Source organism: Serratia sp. C2(1), from assembly GCF_036352655.1.
Taxonomy (GTDB): domain Bacteria; phylum Pseudomonadota; class Gammaproteobacteria; order Enterobacterales; family Enterobacteriaceae; genus Serratia; species Serratia inhibens.
The window spans coordinates 1,838,300-1,855,547 of the sequence record NZ_JAZFBA010000001.1 but is presented as its reverse complement, the minus strand read 5'-3'; the positions used below and the strand labels follow the sequence as shown (position 1 = coordinate 1,855,547).

Annotated in this window: 18 protein-coding genes; 8 read left to right on the top strand and 10 right to left on the bottom strand. The window is 53.3% G+C overall.

The window, feature by feature from the left end:
* Positions 1-39 precede the first annotated feature (39 nt).
* From V2S86_RS08590 to tyrS, 3 genes are all read left to right on the top strand, one after another.
* Positions 40-342 (top strand): MliC family protein, encoded by a 303-nt coding sequence (locus V2S86_RS08590; protein ID WP_330762072.1) that lies wholly within the window; start codon positions 40-42, stop codon positions 340-342.
* 89 nt (positions 343-431) lie between these two features.
* Positions 432-1,085 carry a pyridoxamine 5'-phosphate oxidase gene (pdxH, locus tag V2S86_RS08585; RefSeq protein WP_062789513.1) on the top strand — a complete coding sequence of 218 codons (654 nt, stop codon included), beginning with the start codon at positions 432-434 and terminating at the stop codon, positions 1,083-1,085.
* Between the two features lie 139 nt (positions 1,086-1,224).
* Complete coding sequence (gene tyrS / locus V2S86_RS08580; RefSeq protein ID WP_020438927.1) at positions 1,225-2,499, top strand: tyrosine--tRNA ligase; 1,275 nt, start codon at positions 1,225-1,227, stop codon at positions 2,497-2,499.
* A 57-nt stretch (positions 2,500-2,556) separates the two neighbouring features.
* Here the strand turns inward: tyrS and V2S86_RS08575 are convergent, their stop codons facing one another.
* Positions 2,557-5,673, bottom strand: a complete 3,117-nt coding sequence (locus tag V2S86_RS08575) for a DUF4214 domain-containing protein (RefSeq protein WP_330762071.1) — start codon at positions 5,671-5,673, stop codon at positions 2,557-2,559.
* Positions 5,674-5,817: 144 nt separating this feature from the next.
* Positions 5,818-8,916 (bottom strand): DUF4214 domain-containing protein, encoded by a 3,099-nt coding sequence (locus tag V2S86_RS08570; RefSeq protein ID WP_330762070.1) that lies wholly within the window; start codon positions 8,914-8,916, stop codon positions 5,818-5,820.
* A gap of 296 nt (positions 8,917-9,212) precedes the next feature.
* Between V2S86_RS08570 and pdxY the strand changes: the two genes are divergently transcribed.
* Positions 9,213-10,073: a pyridoxal kinase PdxY gene (pdxY, locus tag V2S86_RS08565; RefSeq protein WP_330762069.1), complete on the top strand. Its 861-nt coding sequence runs from the start codon at positions 9,213-9,215 to the stop codon at positions 10,071-10,073.
* 37 nt (positions 10,074-10,110) lie between these two features.
* Here pdxY and gstA read toward each other — a convergent pair whose 3' ends face one another.
* The 4 genes from gstA to V2S86_RS08545 form a co-directional block, all read right to left on the bottom strand.
* The gene (gene gstA, locus V2S86_RS08560; RefSeq protein ID WP_330762068.1) at positions 10,111-10,716 is read right to left on the bottom strand and encodes a glutathione transferase GstA; all 606 of its coding nucleotides are present in this window, start codon (positions 10,714-10,716) and stop codon (positions 10,111-10,113) included.
* Positions 10,717-10,808: 92 nt separating this feature from the next.
* Entirely contained in the window at positions 10,809-11,693 is an 885-nt protein-coding gene (dapA, locus tag V2S86_RS08555) for a 4-hydroxy-tetrahydrodipicolinate synthase (RefSeq protein ID WP_330762067.1), read from the bottom strand.
* Between the two features lie 202 nt (positions 11,694-11,895).
* The gene (locus tag V2S86_RS08550) at positions 11,896-12,159 is read right to left on the bottom strand and encodes a DUF3811 domain-containing protein (RefSeq protein WP_006324956.1); all 264 of its coding nucleotides are present in this window, start codon (positions 12,157-12,159) and stop codon (positions 11,896-11,898) included.
* Positions 12,160-12,266: 107 nt separating this feature from the next.
* Complete coding sequence (locus tag V2S86_RS08545) at positions 12,267-12,932, bottom strand: HD domain-containing protein (RefSeq protein ID WP_330762066.1); 666 nt, start codon at positions 12,930-12,932, stop codon at positions 12,267-12,269.
* A 237-nt stretch (positions 12,933-13,169) separates the two neighbouring features.
* Between V2S86_RS08545 and V2S86_RS08540 the strand changes: the two genes are divergently transcribed.
* Positions 13,170-13,565, top strand: coding sequence for a nuclear transport factor 2 family protein (locus V2S86_RS08540; protein WP_330762065.1), 396 nt, complete (start codon positions 13,170-13,172; stop codon positions 13,563-13,565).
* On the opposite strand, the gene V2S86_RS08535 is transcribed toward V2S86_RS08540, so the two are convergent.
* Positions 13,562-13,831, bottom strand: coding sequence for a hypothetical protein (locus V2S86_RS08535; RefSeq protein ID WP_062870668.1), 270 nt, complete (start codon positions 13,829-13,831; stop codon positions 13,562-13,564). The two genes, V2S86_RS08540 and V2S86_RS08535, sit on opposite strands and share 4 nt — an antisense overlap.
* A gap of 203 nt (positions 13,832-14,034) precedes the next feature.
* On the opposite strand from V2S86_RS08535, the gene V2S86_RS08530 reads away from it, so the two are divergent.
* Together V2S86_RS08530 and V2S86_RS08525 are read left to right on the top strand one after the other, a co-directional pair.
* A complete protein-coding gene (locus tag V2S86_RS08530; protein ID WP_330762064.1) occupies positions 14,035-14,349 on the top strand; it encodes a hypothetical protein in 315 nt (104 codons plus the stop codon).
* A gap of 27 nt (positions 14,350-14,376) precedes the next feature.
* On the top strand, positions 14,377-14,757 hold the full coding sequence (locus V2S86_RS08525) for a nuclear transport factor 2 family protein (protein ID WP_330763177.1): 381 nt from the start codon (positions 14,377-14,379) through the stop codon (positions 14,755-14,757).
* Between the two features lie 9 nt (positions 14,758-14,766).
* On the opposite strand, the gene V2S86_RS08520 is transcribed toward V2S86_RS08525, so the two are convergent.
* Complete coding sequence (locus V2S86_RS08520) at positions 14,767-15,144, bottom strand: RidA family protein (protein WP_330762063.1); 378 nt, start codon at positions 15,142-15,144, stop codon at positions 14,767-14,769.
* Positions 15,145-15,299: 155 nt separating this feature from the next.
* Here V2S86_RS08520 and V2S86_RS08515 point away from each other — a divergent pair, with 155 nt between their 5' ends.
* A complete protein-coding gene (locus V2S86_RS08515) occupies positions 15,300-16,154 on the top strand; it encodes an aminoglycoside phosphotransferase family protein (protein WP_330762062.1) in 855 nt (284 codons plus the stop codon).
* Here V2S86_RS08515 and V2S86_RS08510 read toward each other — a convergent pair.
* Both V2S86_RS08510 and V2S86_RS08505 read right to left on the bottom strand, forming a co-directional pair.
* Complete coding sequence (locus V2S86_RS08510) at positions 16,119-16,622, bottom strand: cupin domain-containing protein (protein WP_330762061.1); 504 nt, start codon at positions 16,620-16,622, stop codon at positions 16,119-16,121. The genes V2S86_RS08515 and V2S86_RS08510 overlap by 36 nt on opposite strands.
* 89 nt (positions 16,623-16,711) lie before the next feature.
* Positions 16,712-17,203, bottom strand: a complete 492-nt coding sequence (locus V2S86_RS08505; RefSeq protein WP_330762060.1) for an MEKHLA domain-containing protein — start codon at positions 17,201-17,203, stop codon at positions 16,712-16,714.
* Between the last annotated feature and the right edge of the window lie 45 nt (positions 17,204-17,248).

The following is a 17,248-nucleotide window of genomic DNA, read 5'->3' as shown; positions in this document are numbered from 1 at the left end:
TAGGATAGAAATCGATAGATTTCCCTAAGGAGCAAAAGCATGAAAAAAATCATTATTGCCGCAGGCGCGTTGGTGCTGGCAGGCTGCAGTTACGTATTGCCGCAAAGCAGCCAGACGCTGCATTACCAGTGCGGTACTACGCCGCTGACGGTGGCGCTGGACGGTAAGGACAGCACGGCCAGCTTTCTGATGGATGGCGAGCAACTGAAGCTGAAACAGGTACTGGTCATGTCCGGTGCGAAATACAGCGACGGCAAGTACAGTTTCTGGTCGAAGGGCCAAAACGCCTATGTCGAACGTAATGACAAGGTGATTATCAGCGACTGCGTATTGGCTAACTGATCGGCCGACGGCTGCGCCAGAACGATTGAGATTCTGGCGCCGCAGGCGCAGAATGTAACGACGAATTTTTCGGTTGGTTGATAAACCAGATGATTGAAAATAATGAGTTTGATGTTGCGGACCTGCGCCGTGAATACACCCGTGGCGGCTTGCGCCGCAACGATCTGACCGCTAATCCGCTTGAATTGTTCGAACGCTGGCTGAAGCAGGCCTGCGATGCGCGCCTGGCCGATCCTACCGCCATGTGTGTGGCTACGGTGGATGAGAATGGCCAACCCTATCAGCGCATCGTGCTGCTCAAGCATTTCGACGACAAAGGGCTGGTTTTTTATACCAACCTTGGCAGCCGCAAGGCGCAACAGCTCGCGCAAAACCCGCACATCAGCCTGCTGTTTCCGTGGCACATGCTCGATCGTCAGGTGATTTTCCTTGGCAAGGCAGAACGTCTGTCCACGCTGGAGGTGATGAAGTACTTCACCAGCCGGCCGAAAGACAGCCAGATCGGCGCCTGGGTATCGCAACAGTCATCGCGCATTTCCGCCCGCGGCGTACTGGAGAGCAAATTCCTCGAACTGAAGCAAAAATTCCAGCAGGGCGAAGTGCCGTTGCCGAGTTTCTGGGGCGGATTCCGCGTTAATTTCGATTCCGTCGAGTTCTGGCAGGGCGGCGAACACCGCCTGCATGACCGCTTTTTGTATCAGCGCGATGGGAATGACTGGAAAATTGACCGACTGGCACCCTGAAGACTGAAAATCCCCCTTAAGCGCTGGCACTGATGCCGCCGGCGCTTTATTCTATGCGCTACCCTGAATTTTATATTTCGCCAGTGGGCGAAAGGTCGTGTACCGACAAAGGTGCATTCGTTTATACATGGAGTCATTGATGGCAAGCAGCAACTTGATTAAACAACTGCAAGAGCGGGGCCTCGTTGCCCAGGTTACGGATGAGGAAGCGTTAGCAGAGCGACTGGCGCAAGGGCCAATTGCACTGTATTGCGGTTTCGATCCGACCGCTGACAGCTTGCATTTGGGCCATCTGGTTCCTCTGTTGTGCCTGAAGCGCTTCCAGTTGGCCGGCCACAAGCCGGTGGCGCTGGTAGGTGGCGCCACGGGGCTGATCGGCGATCCGAGCTTCAAAGCGGCCGAGCGCAAGCTGAATACCGCCGAGACGGTGAATGAGTGGGTGGAAAAGATCCGCAAACAGGTTTCCCCGTTCCTCGATTTCGACTGTGGCAGCAACAGCGCCATCGCCGCCAACAACTATGACTGGTTCGGCGGCATGAACGTGCTGACCTTCCTGCGTGACATCGGCAAGCATTTCTCCGTGAACCAGATGATCAACAAGGAAGCGGTGAAGCAACGTTTGAACCGCGACGACTCGGGCATTTCCTTCACCGAATTCTCCTATAACCTGCTGCAGGGTTTCGACTTCTCCGAGTTGTACAACCGCCATCAGGTAGAGCTGCAGATTGGCGGTTCCGATCAGTGGGGCAACATCACTTCCGGTATCGATCTGACTCGCCGCATGCATCAGAAACAGGTGTTCGGCCTGACGGTGCCGTTGATCACCAAAGCGGACGGCACCAAATTCGGTAAGACCGAAGGCGGCGCAGTGTGGCTGGCACCGGAAAAAACCAGCCCGTACAAGTTCTACCAGTTCTGGATCAACACCGCCGACGCCGACGTTTACCGTTTCCTGAAGTTCTTCACCTTCATGAGCCTGGAAGACATCAACGCGCTGGAAGAAGAAGACAAGAACAGCGGCAAGGCGCCGCGCGCCCAGTATGTGCTGGCGGAAGAAGTGACCGGCATGGTACATGGCGCGGAAGGGCTGGCTGCGGCCAAGCGCATCACCCAGAGCCTGTTTTCCGGCGCGCTGCACGAGATGACCGAAGCGGACTTCGCCCAGTTGGCGCAAGACGGCATGCCAACCATCAAACTGGATGGCGACGCCGATCTGCAGCAGGCGCTGGTTAATGCTGAACTAGTGCCGTCACGTGGCCAGGCGCGCACCATGATCGGCTCCAACGCGGTGACCATCAACGGTGAGAAACAGTCCAACGCCGAATACGCGTTCAGCGACGCCGATCGTCTGTTCGGCCGTTACACGCTGTTGCGCCGGGGCAAGAAGCATTACTGTCTGATCGACTGGAAATAAGATTTCACCCGCAAATTTGGAAACGGCCCGCCGGCAAATTGCCGGCGGGCCGCTTTTTTAGGCGACAATCGCTTCATCGACCCCTTGGTGAATACCGTTGAGAGTGACGCTCGGCGCCTGATAGTGCACGTTGCCGGCTATCTGGTAAACGTCCTTATCCCCCAGAGAGAATACGCTGTCGTCTTGATCAAACTGCCGATTGTGGTTGTTATCAATTACCACATAGACGTTGCTGCCGATCTTGACTGCGCCAACCTCTGCCAGGCTGCTTTTGCTGGCGCCGTTGGTGATTTTGTCCAAGGCTTTGGCGAAGATGTCCTGTCCATTGTCTTCACTCCCCACGGTGAGCGAGTTAAACAGGGCATCAACAGCCGTCGGCTTACTCACACTGCCATAAACGGCCATAGTCTGGCTGGTATGGGAACCGAATTTCCACTGCTCGGCACCTTTGCCGAGGAAAATGGTATCGCTGGTCTCAAGTTTTTCAATGGTGACCATGCTATCGATGCTGCTGCTGCCGAAACTGATTTTATTAGATCCACTATATGGATCGCCCCCCTGATAGCGGGTCAGGGTGGTGTTGCCCTGGATCGAAAAACTGTTGGTCGCCGTATAGGCGATGGTTAGCTGATCGCCGGACAGCTGGTCAATGAGTCCGTCGTAAGCGCTGTGATTGCTCAGGGATTGCAGCAATTGATAAAATTCCCCTCCGCCGGTGCCGCCTTTTTCCAGCGTCAAGTTTGCAGTGATGACCGGCGGATTACTCCAGGGATCTTCAATCACCGGGATGACGATGTTTTTCAGCGAATCGCTAAAATTGGCTTTAATCGTCAGGTTCAGGGTGGTGCTGCCATAAAGCTCCAGTGTTTCAATATGCGTGCTGCCGCCGGCCAACGTCAGAATGTTGTTCGAGGTTCCCCAGGAGGCAATAGACAAGGATTCGCCGGATACGGCGGTCGAATGGCTGGTCAGGCTTACGGTGCCGCCATCGACCGTCGATGTTTTGCTGTTGCCTATCTCCATGTTCCAATGGGGGGCCTCACTGCCATTGACGGTTTCGAGGTGTACCTGGCTTTTACTGGAGGCATTGTCCGAAATTCGTAATGTCGTCATATGGGATAAGGAAACATTGATGACATGAACATTGTCGGCAAAGCCCGATAAATTGAAACCACGAGAACCGGTCCAGATGGTGCCGGTACTGTCTTTTTGCGCAGCCTCTGCCTGGGTCAGGCTGGATACGTCCGCATAGTGCTCATTGTAGATACTGGCGGTTTGATCCAGGAGGCCTGCGTCAAACACGTTTGTGCTCTCGGTCGCCACCAGTTTTCCGTAAAGATAAATATTTGCCGTGCCCCGATAGTACGCTAAGTCGATAAATTGAAAATGCAGGAACTGATTCAGGTTGCTCTGAATGACGCCTTCTACACTACTTCCTCCTGGCGCAGAGGTCAGCAACACATCTTTTGTGATGAAATTTGCCGAAACGATGCCGAAACTGGAGTCGTATTTGGTGGATGTCAATGTGGCGGTAAAATCGCTACTGACCCTATTGCTTCCGTCAGGAAAGGCATTACCTTTCCATAGCAGCCGGATTTCGCTTGCGCCATTCAGATTAAGCCGTGCGTGGGTGGCGGCAACATTGAGTTGGTCGGTCAGGATACTGCTGTTTTGTCCATTGGTGAAGTCAACCAAACCTGCGGTGTTGGCCACGTTTTTATCGGTGAGGTTAAGAGTGACGCTTTTACTTTTCAGCGAATTGAGCGTGGCCAGGCTGGCTGCAAAATCGCCCTGCAGCGAAACCTGCTGCAATGATTTGGCAAAGCTGAGATCGACAGCCACGCCGACGTCGACGTTAAGGGTAATTTGGAGAAGCTGAGCGATTTCAGCATGGCTCAGCGTATGTTGGACGCCGGAATTCAGGGGGCCGGTCAGCGTACCATCGGTATTTGACAGGCTAAGATTGCCTCGGATTTGATAACCCAATTCGCTGCCAATTTTGTACTCGAGATTAACCATGTCGTCGATGCTTGGCACGGGGCCACTGTCCAGCGGCGCTTCGCCGTGACGGAAGGTATCGATGATATTCAGCGTTGCTTGCAGGGGGTTATTGCCTGCTTGTTGGAGAATCGCTTGCTTTTGCAGGTCATTCAACGTGGTGCCGTAGAGTTTGGCATAAACCTTGGCGAAGTTAGTCGCGTCCTGGAAATGGGTCGATTTTGCCAGGAGGGTCAGCAGATCAAGATCGGATTTTCCACTGGCGAGAAATTTGCTGAAACTGTCTAACCCAGAGGCATTCAGGAGGGTATTTTTCGCCAATTGCAGAAAGAGCAGTGCAACGGTTTCCTGATAATTCAGCGCGGGAAGTTCACCTGCAGCGTAAACGTGGGTGGCGTTCTGGAAGTTCTGTTTGGCCGTATCGTGCGAGGTGTCATTTCGAATATCGGCAATCAGGCGCATCAGGACATCGCCACGGGTCTCGGTATTATTATTTAAACCGGCGACATAACTGGCTATTTCGCTTGCCCCGGCTTCTACGCCGAAAGTATTTTTATAGACCGTTTTTACGAACTCCTCATTGCTCAGCGCTTTCAACCCGCTGCGCGTATCCACAAAACGGTCGGCGATATAATTGGCGCTGGCTTTTCCTTGGGCAAGAATACTGCTCCAGTAATTGACCCCGTCTGCTGCGATGAGACTGCCCACCACGTAAAACATGGCCTGAATATCGGCGGCAGCGGCGGCATTGGCGGGATAGGGCGACAGTGCCGGATACAACGTAGTCTCTATCACCTCTAACAAATGCTGCTGTTGCCCAATCTGGTGGGCATTGCTACCTGTATAGCTCTTTACTCCGCCAATCAAGTCCTTGGTGAGTTGCCCCAGGGATTGCCCGGCATTCACTTGTGCGACCAGCGTTGCCAATAGATTGGAAGAGGGGGATTCACCCGTGGTGTTTTTATAAATGTATTGAATTTTTTGCGCTGTCGTTAAGCCGTCATACCGCTGATGGCCATCCTGAGATTGGATGAATGTATTGGCCAGTTGGCTTTTGTTGTACCGGCCCAGATCCAGTTGTTTGGCGAAAAAATTCAACGTTTCACTGTCTGCTTTTTTACCGAGGGTGGCATAAAAAAGAATGGCTACATCCTGCTGCAAGGAAAGGAAGCTCATTAGGTGCCTCATGAAGGTAAGAAAAGAAATTAAGCTTTAAGTACAGTTTAAAATCCTAAAAAAACAATGCGATCAGCGGTAAGGATATTCTGGTTTTGAAAAATGTGCGGCCTCTTTGCTCCGGCCGCACGATGGGATGCTCAATCAAGTTAATTCGGTGCTGGGTTGGCTGTCACCATTAATCATGAGGGTTGGCGCCTGATAATGAAGATTTGCAGCAATGTCATAAACATCCTTATTCCCTAGCGAGAAAATAATATCCTGAGGGTCAAGTTGCTGGTTGTGATTATTATCAATGACAACATAAGCGTGAGTGCCGAATTTCACCACGCCTACCTCATGTAGAACATCGCCGTCGGGAGAGGTTTTTGACAGCGCCTGCGAAAACACATCATGCGCAGTGCTTTCGCTGCCGACGTTCAATGAATTGAATAGGTTATTGATGTCGGTTTCTTTGGTTACGCTGCCGTAGATCTTTATGTTCCCTGATTTTCCACTGTTGAAAACCCAGGGTTGGGCAAGGGAGCCGGCAACAATGGTATCGGTCGGGGTGAGAGTATTGATGGTGACTATACTGTCGACCGTGCTTTGTTCAAAAATGATTTTACTGTCATGCGCCCGTTCATTGGCCATCACCAAATTATTGAGTGTGGTGTTGCCTTGGATAGTCAGTGTCTGGCTGTTAGTGTATTGAATGTTGAGCTGGTCGCCAGCCAGTGTGCTGATTATACCGTCATAAGCGGAGTGGTTGCTCAATGCGGACAGTAATGTGTAAAACACGCCGCCGCCGCTGCCTCCTCTCTCCATCGTCAGGTCAATTTCGAACCGAGGTATACCTTCCCCAAGTGGGTCAATAAGAGGTTCGATGATAATGTCTTTGAGACTGCCGCTAAACGCCGCTTTCACCGTAGCCTCCAGCTTGGTGACGCCACTAAAGTAGAGGGTGTCGATATGACTGTCAGCGCCTGTCAGTGTTACAGTATTCAGTTTTGAGCCGCTAGAATACATCCTTAGCATTTCTGGTGGTTGCTGTCCTATAAAGTGGCTAGTGAAACTAAGCGTACCGGCATCCAGTTTATCGAGCTTGGCGTTCCCGATATTGACCCCCCAGTATTTAGCTGAAGCCGACACGCTCGGTGCCAATTCAAGGTGCAATTTGCTTTGTGCCCCGGCGTTGCCTATGACCGATAAAACGGACGATTTTTCCGCGTCAATATTAATAACGTGAACATCATCGGCATAGCCGGAAAGGACGAAACCCTCGACGCCAGTCCAGCGGGATTGATCGCCGCTTTTAAATGCATGGTCAGCTTGTTGGAGGTCGGACACATCGGAATAACCGCTGTTATAGATACTGGCAGTTTGATTGGTAATCCCGTAATCAAAAATATTTTTACCTTCAGTAGCAACCAGTTTGCCGTCCAGGTAAATATTGCCAGTGCCGCGATAGCCTGCAAGCTCAATGGTAGGAAAGAAAAGGAATTGATTGATGTTGCTGTGGACTTGACCGCTGATGCTGCCGTCTTCTGCTGTCGTCAGGACGATATCTTTCAGGATAAAGTTGGCTGAGAGAGTCCCGACTGCCGTAAATAGGTTTTGTGCGGTGAAAGTACTGCTAACGCTGTTTGCACCATGGTTGATGCCATTACCCTCCCATAGCAAACTGGCACCGCCGTCAGCAAAGTTTAGATTGAGCTTGGCATTGACGATGTCGTATGTGTCTGTGACTAAGACGGAGTCTTTCTCCGAGCCAAACATGATCTTTTCTGCTGTTTTAAACCAGGCTCTATCATCCAAATTAACTCTTAATGCGAAAGATTTGTTTTTTAGTGAATTGAAGGTGACGTCATTGGTGGGCATATCACCCTGCAATACCACTTCTTGCAGTTTTGGTGAGTAGTTGAAGTCAACGACAGAGGGTGTATTAACGTTGAGATACACCTGGGTTAATACTGAAAGCTCTGCCCAGCTCAATGGGTGATGACTGCCGGAATTTACCATACCGGTAAGGGCACCATTATCAGCGATGTCAAGTTCGGCGCTGGTCTTATAACCCAGTGAATGCGCAATTTTAGCCTGATAGTCAGCAACGCGTATCGGGTTCGGCTTGTCATCACTGTCGAGCGGGTATTCACCGTTGCGAAAAGCATCAATGATGAGAGAGGTGGCTTTGACCTTGTCGTTGCCTGCCTTCAGCAGAATGGCCTGCGCCGAAGTGCTGTTGAGTGGGCTGCCGTAGAGTTTCATATAAATGGACTGATAGTCCCCGGCGCTGCGGAACAGATCTGCTTTGGACAGAATGTTGAGCAGCTCAGTCTGAGTCTTGCCGCCGGCGAGCAGGCGGCTAAAGGAGTCAATCGTGGTCGCATCGGCCGAGACGCCGGCGACAGTCAAATAAAGCGACATGACCGCTTCGGCATATTGAGCCGCCGGGAGTTCACCAGGGGCATAAACATGGGTGGCCGCCGCAAAGTTCTGCCTGGCTACATCGTGGCCGGTATCATTTCTGATGTCGGCCATCATCCGCATCATGACGTCGCCCCGTGTTTCACTCTCATCATTCAGGCCGGTCAGGTACTTTTGCAGCTCGCTGTTATTGGCGGCGGTACCAAAGGCTTGCGAAAAGATTTTCTGCACGAAATCTTCGTTGTTCAGTGAACTGATATAGCTTTTGAGCGTAACAAAATAGTTGGCCATTTCTACGGCGGTTTTTTTACCGCTGTTCAACACGCCACTCCAATAATCGATGGCGGCGGAGTTGACCATGCTGCCGAGTAAGTAGTACATGCCTTGTACATCTGCCGCAGCGGAGATCTGAGAGGGCAGTTCTATCTGCGACGGATACAACGTGGTGTTGATGACATTTTCCAGATGCTGTTGTTGAGCCAGTGGAACGGCATCATTACCGGCATAATCTTTGGTTTCGGCAATTAACGCCGTTGTCAGACTGCCCAGAGTGGTACCGGCATCGACCTGTGCGGTCAGTGCGCTTAAGGTTAAGGCGTCGGGTGGCGTACCATTGGTATTTTGATAGATGTACTGCACTTTTTGGCTGGTGGTCAGCCCATCGTAGCGGTGTTGCCCATCTTGAGAGGTGATAAATCTGGTGGCCAATTCGCTCTGGGTATAGGTCCCTTTTTCAAGCTGTTTGGCGAAGTAGGTCAGGGCCTTGTCATCTGCCTTCTTTCCCAAAGTGGCAGAGAACAGGATGGCAACGTCCTGTTGTAACGTTAGTAGACTCATAAGGTATCTCTGCGAATGAAGGAAAATATCTAGCAACAAGTACAGCGTAAAATCTACTGATAGCAAGGCGAAAACACCTAAAGAAAACCTGTTTTAAGATGAGAAAGCGGATCGATGTTCGGGCTATCCGCTTTTTTTGCCGGTGGGCTTTCGCTACAATATGCCGCCGCCAAAAAATAAAAAAGTTCTCTAGTTTCTTGTTTTTAGACGCGCCGGCATAATGTTCCATACGTTATTTATTCATTCTATTTCGCCGCGGGCTGATGCGCACGGCATGGCGAGGTCAGGCCGTATCGATGAAAAATATTCTCTCTATTCAATCGCATGTGGTGTTTGGGCATGCGGGCAACAGCGCGGCTGAATTCCCCATGCGCCGTATGGGCGTTAACGTCTGGCCGCTGAACACGGTGCAATTTTCAAATCATACCCAGTACGGCAAATGGACGGGCTGCGTAATGCCGGCCAGCCACCTGACGGAGATCGCCCAGGGGATTGCGGCCATCGATCAACTGAAAAATTGCCATGCGGTGCTGAGCGGCTATATCGGCTCGCCGGAGCAGGGCTGCCATATTCTCGAGGTGGTTCGTCAGGTCAAACAGGCTAATCCGAACGCCTGGTATTTCTGCGATCCGGTGATGGGCCACCCTGAAAAGGGCTGCATCGTTGCGCCGGGCGTGGCGGAGTTTTTTTGCCGGCAGGCGCTGCAATGCAGCGACATGATTGCGCCAAACCTGCTTGAGCTGGAACTGCTGAGCCAACGGGAAGTGACTGACGTTGAGCAAGCGGTAAGCGCGGCACGTGAACTGATCGCCAAAGGGCCGAAGCTGGTGCTGGTCAAACACCTGAGCCGTGCCGGCTATCATATCGACTGTTTCGAAATGCTGTTGGTCACGGCAGAAGAAGCCTGGCATATCAGCCGCCCGCTGGTGGATTTTGGCGTTCGCCAACCGGTCGGCGTAGGCGACCTGACCAGTGGCCTGCTACTGGTCAATTTACTGCAAGGCGTGGCGCTGGCTAAGGCGTTGGAGCATGTGACTGCAGCGGTGTATGAAGTGATGCTGACAACCCAGGCAATGGGTGAGTACGAACTGCAGGTAGTGGCGGCACAGGATCGCATCGTGAAGCCGAACTGCGAATTCAAAGCGGTAAAACGCTAAGCTCCGTAGCCCCGGCAGAGCCGCCGGGGCTTGGGGGTTATTTCAAACCTTCGGCGTTCAGCGCCGCATCCACCGCTGGCCGTGCAGCCACGCTGTCAAAATACGCCGCCAACCGGGGGTATTTTTTGAGATCAAACTGCAGGGCGATGGCCCAACGCAAAACGGTAAACAGATAGGCGTCCGCCACGCTGAACCGGTTTCCCAACAGGAAACGCTGCTTTGCCAGCACGGAATCCAAATAGCTGAATTGCTGCTCCAGCTTGGTGCGCGCGATGGCCTTGTATTCATCCGGCGTTTTCGGGTTAAACAGCGGACTGAATCCCTTATGCAATTCCGTCGCAATATAGTTCAGCCACTCGATGGCGTGATAACGCGACAACGTGCCCGCCGCCGGGATCAGGTTGCGGTCCGGCACGCGATCCGCCAGATATTGCACAATCGCCACGCCCTCGGTCAGCAGGCTGCCATCATCCAGCAACAGCGCCGGTACTTGTCCCTTAGGGTTGATGGCCAGATAGTCTGCACCGCTCTCGGTCTTTTTCTGCGCCAGATCGACCTTTTCCGCCGTAAAATCCAGGCCCGCCTCGCGCAGTACAATATGCGGTGACAGAGAACAGGCGCCGGCTTTATAGAACAGTTTCATCGGAAGCTCCTTGATTGTGATGAATGACAGGCATGCTTAACCTCTGATCCTAGTTCCATAACGTTAAAATTACAGCGGGTTAGCTAACAAATTTAGCCAATCAGCGCATCTTCCGGCTGTAACTGCGCCAGAGTAGCGGCAATGCGCTGTTGCAATGCCTGCGGCGCGATTTGCATCGGCGATCGCAGTTCGTTGCGGATCAGGCCTTGCTGTGCAAGAGCGGCTTTGACCGGTGCCGGGTTGGGGAAACTGAACATCTGGTGGATCATCGGCAACAGCGTATAGAAGTTAGCGCGCGCGGCAGCCAGATCGCCGTTGGCAACCTGTTGTACCAGTTGCACGAAGCGCTGCGGATAAATATGTGCGGAGGCGGAAATGGCCCCGGTTCCGCCCAGGCACAAGGTGGTGAGGATCAGGTTATCTTCGCCGGTCATGACGTCGATTTCGCCGTCGTCAATCAGCGCCATGGTGGTATCCGGGTTACCGCCGCAGTCTTTGATTGCCTTGACCTGCGGATGGCGGGCGATTTGCCTGAGGGTTTGCAGTTCCATCACGATGCCGGTGCGCTGCGGAATATTGTACAGGATCACCGGCACGCTCGACGCATCGGCAAGTTGGGTGAAGTAATCCACCAGGCCGCATTGCGATGGGCGGATGTAATAGGGCGCGGGGATCAGCACTCCGGCGATGTCGCGCAGTTGGATTTCCTGCTGCATCTGCAGGGTATCCAGCATGTTATTGCCTGACAGCCCCATCACCACCTGGTTGGCCGGTACAACGTCCAGCACCGCGTCGAGAACCGTCAATTGTTCTTCTTTGCTCAACGCCGCCGCTTCGCCGGTGGTGCCGCAGACCACCAATCCGGAGACGCCCGAGGCGATCAGGTATTGCGCCAGCCGTTTAACCGCAGGCAGATCGACGGCGTTATTATTGAATGGGGTAACCAGCGCAACCCAAATACCGGAGAATGAAGCCATAATAAGTTCCTTCAGTGCAAACGACAGATAAGCAAGATAAGAAAGTGCCAGAGGATATCCGTCGATAATGAATATTCTTCATTATGCTGTCAATTTACAACTTATTGATAACATTGTTATTCATGATTCGAATAGGCTGATGAGTTTGGCTAATGAATCGGGGCAATAAAAAACCCCGCGTTGGCGGGGTTTTCGTAAGGCATTAACGCGGGGGGCGGGTACTGATTGAAGCGGACCAACTGAAGGTTTCGCCGCTGGGTTTGACCCGGTTGGCTTTACGTTCGGCGCGCGTGGCTTTTTCAATTTTCTCGCGGGCGGCCATGATGCGTGCCACCACTTCATCCTTGGTCTTGTTATTCTCGGCATTCGTCAGTTCTCTGCCGAGGTTTTTACGCGCTTTGTCCAGCTCGGTTTTTACTTCACGTTGCTCGCTTTCCGTCATGTCTTTCAGCGTCAGTTTTTTCATCGTTGTAGCCTGGTCAGTGAAGATGGTTATCAGTGTACAGCAATTATCGCGGCGAAGATGCCGGTAGCGTAACGGAATCGATGCGTTGAGGGCATTAACTGCGATTTTCACATCTCTTCCAGCAACTCGCTGAGGAAACGACGCATGCGTTCGGTGCGCTCCTGCGCCATTTGTCGACCGGCCGCGGTCTGAAAGCCTTCCTGCAGCTTAAAAAGTTTGGTTTCGAAGTGATCCAGCGTGAAACGCTTATCGTCATATTGCCGTTGTTGCGCCAGCGGATCGGCGGCATCGTACAGCGCGCTGCGCATACGCCCACCGATATAGAAACAGCGCGCTACGCCAATCATGCCTATGGCATCCAGACGGTCGGCATCCTGGATGATTTTCGCCTCCAGCGTTTCCGGCGTAATGGCGGCAGAAAAGCTGTGGGCTTCGATGGCATGCACCGTTTTGGCGATGTCGTGCGCTTCCCAATCCAGTTGTGCCAGCGTCAACGCGGCTTTTTCTGCGGCCATGCGTGACGCCAGGTGACGCTGCGGCGAATTCTTTTCTACCGCGACGCAGTCATGCAACAGCACCGCCGCGCACAAGATGCGCCGGTCGCCGCCTTCCTGAATGCTGATCTGGCGGGCGTTCTTCCATACACGGTGCAGGTGGGCAACGTCATGGGATCCATCGTCGGAATCGAGGGTCAGCGGCAATAGCGCCTGCGCCAGCTCCTGATGGGGTGAGAAAGGCCGCAGCAATGCCTGTGGCAGCAGGGGAAAATGCACGTTTTGCTCCTTATTGGCGGGTAATCATTAATCATCATAGCAGCCGCAGATAAGGCGGTTATGACACCGCAGCAACAGAATTGTTTACTGTATTGCAATAGACTATTGCCGCAATTACGGTTTTTGTGCCGGAATAAGCAACCTACAATAGCGTTATTCCGGTCATCCCCGCCTGGTGTTAGCCTGTGTCTGCGGGGTATGGCCGGAATATCCCGTTAATGCCACAGGAGAACAGACATGCCAACGAATCTGGAAATCGTACGCGCTACTTATGAGGGCAGCAGTGCCGAAGAGAACGGTCGCAATCTGCTGGCGGCGTTGGCGCCCGATGCAGAATGGACCGAAGCGGCGGGCTTTCCTTATGCCGGTACCTACGTTGGGCCGCAGGCCATTTTTAAAAATGTTCATCAGCGCTTAGGGGCAGAATGGCAAGGCTACCGCGCTGAGGTTGAACACTTCTATGATGCCGGTGAAAACGTGATCGCCCAAGGGTTCTATCATGGCACCTATGGCGCGACCGGCAAATCGTTCACCGCATCCTTTGCGCATATTTATCAGCTGCGCGAGGGGAAAATCGTCAAGTTCGTGCAAATCGTGGACAGCGCTAAAGTGCTGGAAGCCATGCAGGACTAAAGGCCGCTGTGCTTGCCGTATTTACGATCGTATTCTCGCCGGTAACCGCGCGCCTTGTTGCGATCGCGGATCCACAAATAGCCGCACACCAGCGCGACTGCGCCTGAAAAGGTAATGTTGCGCATATCTCGGTCATAGCAAAATACCAATACAGCATCCATCGCCGCGATAAAGGCAATCCATTTATACATATGGGATTGCCGCCGCGTGGCCGCGTTGAGTCGTTTTAACTGTCTGGCTTCGTGCATAACCGGTTTTTGCTGCATAACTTTCCGCGGGTAATAATTCTCTTAGCGATAAATTACCAGAATATTCCTGATGGCGGCAAAGGTTAACGCGTGCCGCGCCGCTGTTTTTCCCGCTTGTACCCCTTCGCTGAAAATCTGCGCACGGGGTAGTGAATAAACGCCAAAACATGATACGTTACCTATTCACTATTTGTGTTTTTTTATTCATTTTGGAAGGTGAGATGATTGTCAGAACCTGGCACGGCTGCGTGCCGTTACAGCATCAGCAAGGATTTACCGATCATTTAACTGTCACAGGGCTGCAGCATGCTGAAGCTATGGCTGGAAATCTTGGTGCTTTTGTCCGACAAGAGATCCAGGGCCAGTATGCGCACTTCTTTCTGGCCACCTATTGGGAGTCTCTGGCGGCGATAAAACGCTTCGCCGGAGAGGATTATCAGGTAGCAGTCACCTATCCGGACGATGACGCCTTCGCTTTAATTTCAGACCCTTATGTCTTTCATCATCGGGTTGATGAAATCGCTACGCTGTCATAGTCAGGTTAACTACGAACAGGGGATATGATGAACAACAAAACGCTACGCCCGGAAGAAGTGGTTCAGCAGCAGCTTGATGCCTATAACGCCCGCGATATAGACGCTTTTATGGCGCACTGGGCGGAAGATGCACAGTATTACGAACACCCCGATACGCTGCTGGCCAGCGGCAAGGCGGAAATCCGCGAACGCCATATTGCGCGTTTCAAAGAGCCAAGCTTGTACGGCGAGCGGATCAAACGCATGGTGCTGGGCAGCATGGTGATCGATCAGGAAGTGGTTACGCGCAATTTCCCGCAGGGGCGCGGCAAAATGGACGTGATCGCCATCTATGAAGTTGAACAGGGCAAGATCCTGAAGGCCTGGTTCAAAGTCGGCCCGTGCGAGCTGGATGAGGGCACGTTATAGCGCCCAATGTTACAGCGCTACGACGGCGTCGATCTCCACGCTGACCTGTGGTGAAAACAGTGCGTTGACCGCAACCAGTGAACAGGCCGGCAGCGCACCATCAAAATAATCAAACAGCACGGGCCGAATTGCCGGCAGATCGCCGATCTCGGTTAAAAACACGGTGATTTTGATCAGCGCCTTGAGATTGGTGCCTTCGGCGGCGGTAATGGTTGCCAACTGCTCCAGAATCGCCTGTGTCTGCTGCTGCGCCGTTTGCCCTTGAGCTTCGGTGGCGAAGGCCGTTAGCCCTGAGACATACAGCGTATCGCCGTGACGCACCGCATGGACATAAGGCCCACCCGGCACAGGCAACTGCGGATAATTAATGCGCTTCAATGACGTCATGATAAAAACCCCGCAAGATGAATTAAAAAAATAGGCAAACTTGGTTAGGATACTGCAATTAATACCGGGAATACGCCGGGAACTGTCGATGTCTAATAGTATCACCGGCGCCAATTTTTCACCGTGATTGCCATCAATAAGGACGCCTGACCGCAATGAATCCGGCTTTTATTCCCTATGTGCAACGCTGGCAGCTGGAACCTGACGGCAAAGCATTTGAAACTCACAGCAGCCTGCTGATGCCGGTGCGTTATCAGGGCGCTGCCGCCATGCTGAAAATCGCCCGCGAACAAGAAGAGAAGTTCGGCGGGTTACTGATGTGCTGGTGGCAGGGCGAAGGCGCTGCGCGAGTGCTGGCCTGGCATGAGGACGGCATCCTGCTGGAGCGTGCACAGGGCAACCGATCGCTGGCGCAAATGGTGCGTGACGGCGACGATCGGCAGGCGACGGCGATTCTTTGCCAGGTGGTTGCCCGCCTGCATACGCCGCGTCCGCAGCCTTTGCCGGAGCTTATTCCGTTGCACCTGTGGTTCAACTCGTTGTGGCCGGCGGCGCAGGCCCACGGCGGTATGCTGCGGCTCAGCGCTACGGCGGCGGCGGATTTGCTGACCAGCCCACGGGAACAGAGCGTGCTGCACGGTGATATTCATCACGACAACGTGCTGGATTTCGGCGAGCGCGGATGGCTGGTGATCGATCCCAAACGCCTCTACGGCGAACGCGCCTTCGACTATGCCAATATCTTTTGCAATCCCAATTACGGCATTGCCACCGACCCGGATATTTTCCAGCGCCGCGTGGAGCAGGTCTGCCAGTTGGCCGGGCTGGAACGCCGGCGTTTGCTGCAATGGATCCTCGCCTGGGCGGGGCTGTCCGCAGCCTGGTTTATGGAAGACGGCGAAGCGGCGGATATCGATTTTCGGGTCGCGGAGCAGGCCGCGCGCGCGCTGGGCCTGCCGCTGCCGGAGGGGGACTCAGGGTTCACCCTCCCAATAATCGAGCGACGCTGAAGGGCGTTGCAGATAGTGCACCGGTTGGCCATTGTCGCGTTGGGCGATGGCCTGAAACTTGCCTGAGTCCGGATATTCCACCAGTTCAGGCTGCTCGCGGGTGCTGACGGAAAGATATTTCAGCGGTAGCGCCGAAGTGTTGATGATTTGGTGCGGGTATGCCGGGCCGGGCGGGATAAAAATAACGTCACCACTTTTGATCGGCAATTGCTCACCGGCGACCCGCAGTGTCCCGCTTCCCTCCAGCACGATAAACATTTCTTCCTGCGCATAGTGAAAATGGTAAGGGCAGGAACGCATGCCTGGCGCCACCACGTCGATGGAGGCACCCAGCTTGTGGGCGGCGGTGCCGGTGCCTAAACGGGCACCGACGCTGTCATACAACGGCGGTCGGCGATCGTGTTTTTTTTCAACATTTTCGATATTGCGGATCAGTCGCTGGGCTAACAGCGCGGCATTATCATTCATAAAGCCTCTCGTTACAATGTCACTTAATAATTGGCTGAGGCGGTGGTAAACGCCTCTAAGCCCGACGATGATATAAATCTCAACATCTATTATCGTTTTACGTCGTCCATGTTTCCCCGTTGGTTAAACCAGCCTGGTCGACGTTTCGGCTGTGGCCAGAACAGTGCACCCTGGCCACCGCCCGGGATCTGCCATACCGCGCAATCATAAATAGTGAAGACGTTGCCAAATTTATCGACGCGCAGGCCTTGATACCCCTGTGCGATGCCTTGACGGGCGGTTTTATCCAGCAATTGCCGGCGTTCCGCGCGATCTGCCGGCGAGGCGCTCAATCGCGAAGGCAGCGTGATAAATTCATCGAAGGAATAACCGAAACACTGCTGCGCACAATGATTGGCGTAGATAAAAACCGGGTCCGAATCACCCTCATGAGCCAACAGGCTGTACGGTGCCTGATGGTGCAACCAGAGAAAATGCGGGTCGGTAGCCGTACTCTGCGGTCCAGGCAGGCCGATGCCTGTCCAGTGGCGATAGGCGGAGTCGATACGTTGAATCAGATCAATCAGCTCGGAAGATGGCATAGGGGCTCTCTTAACGGTCAAGTGTTGGCAACAATGCATTCCCCC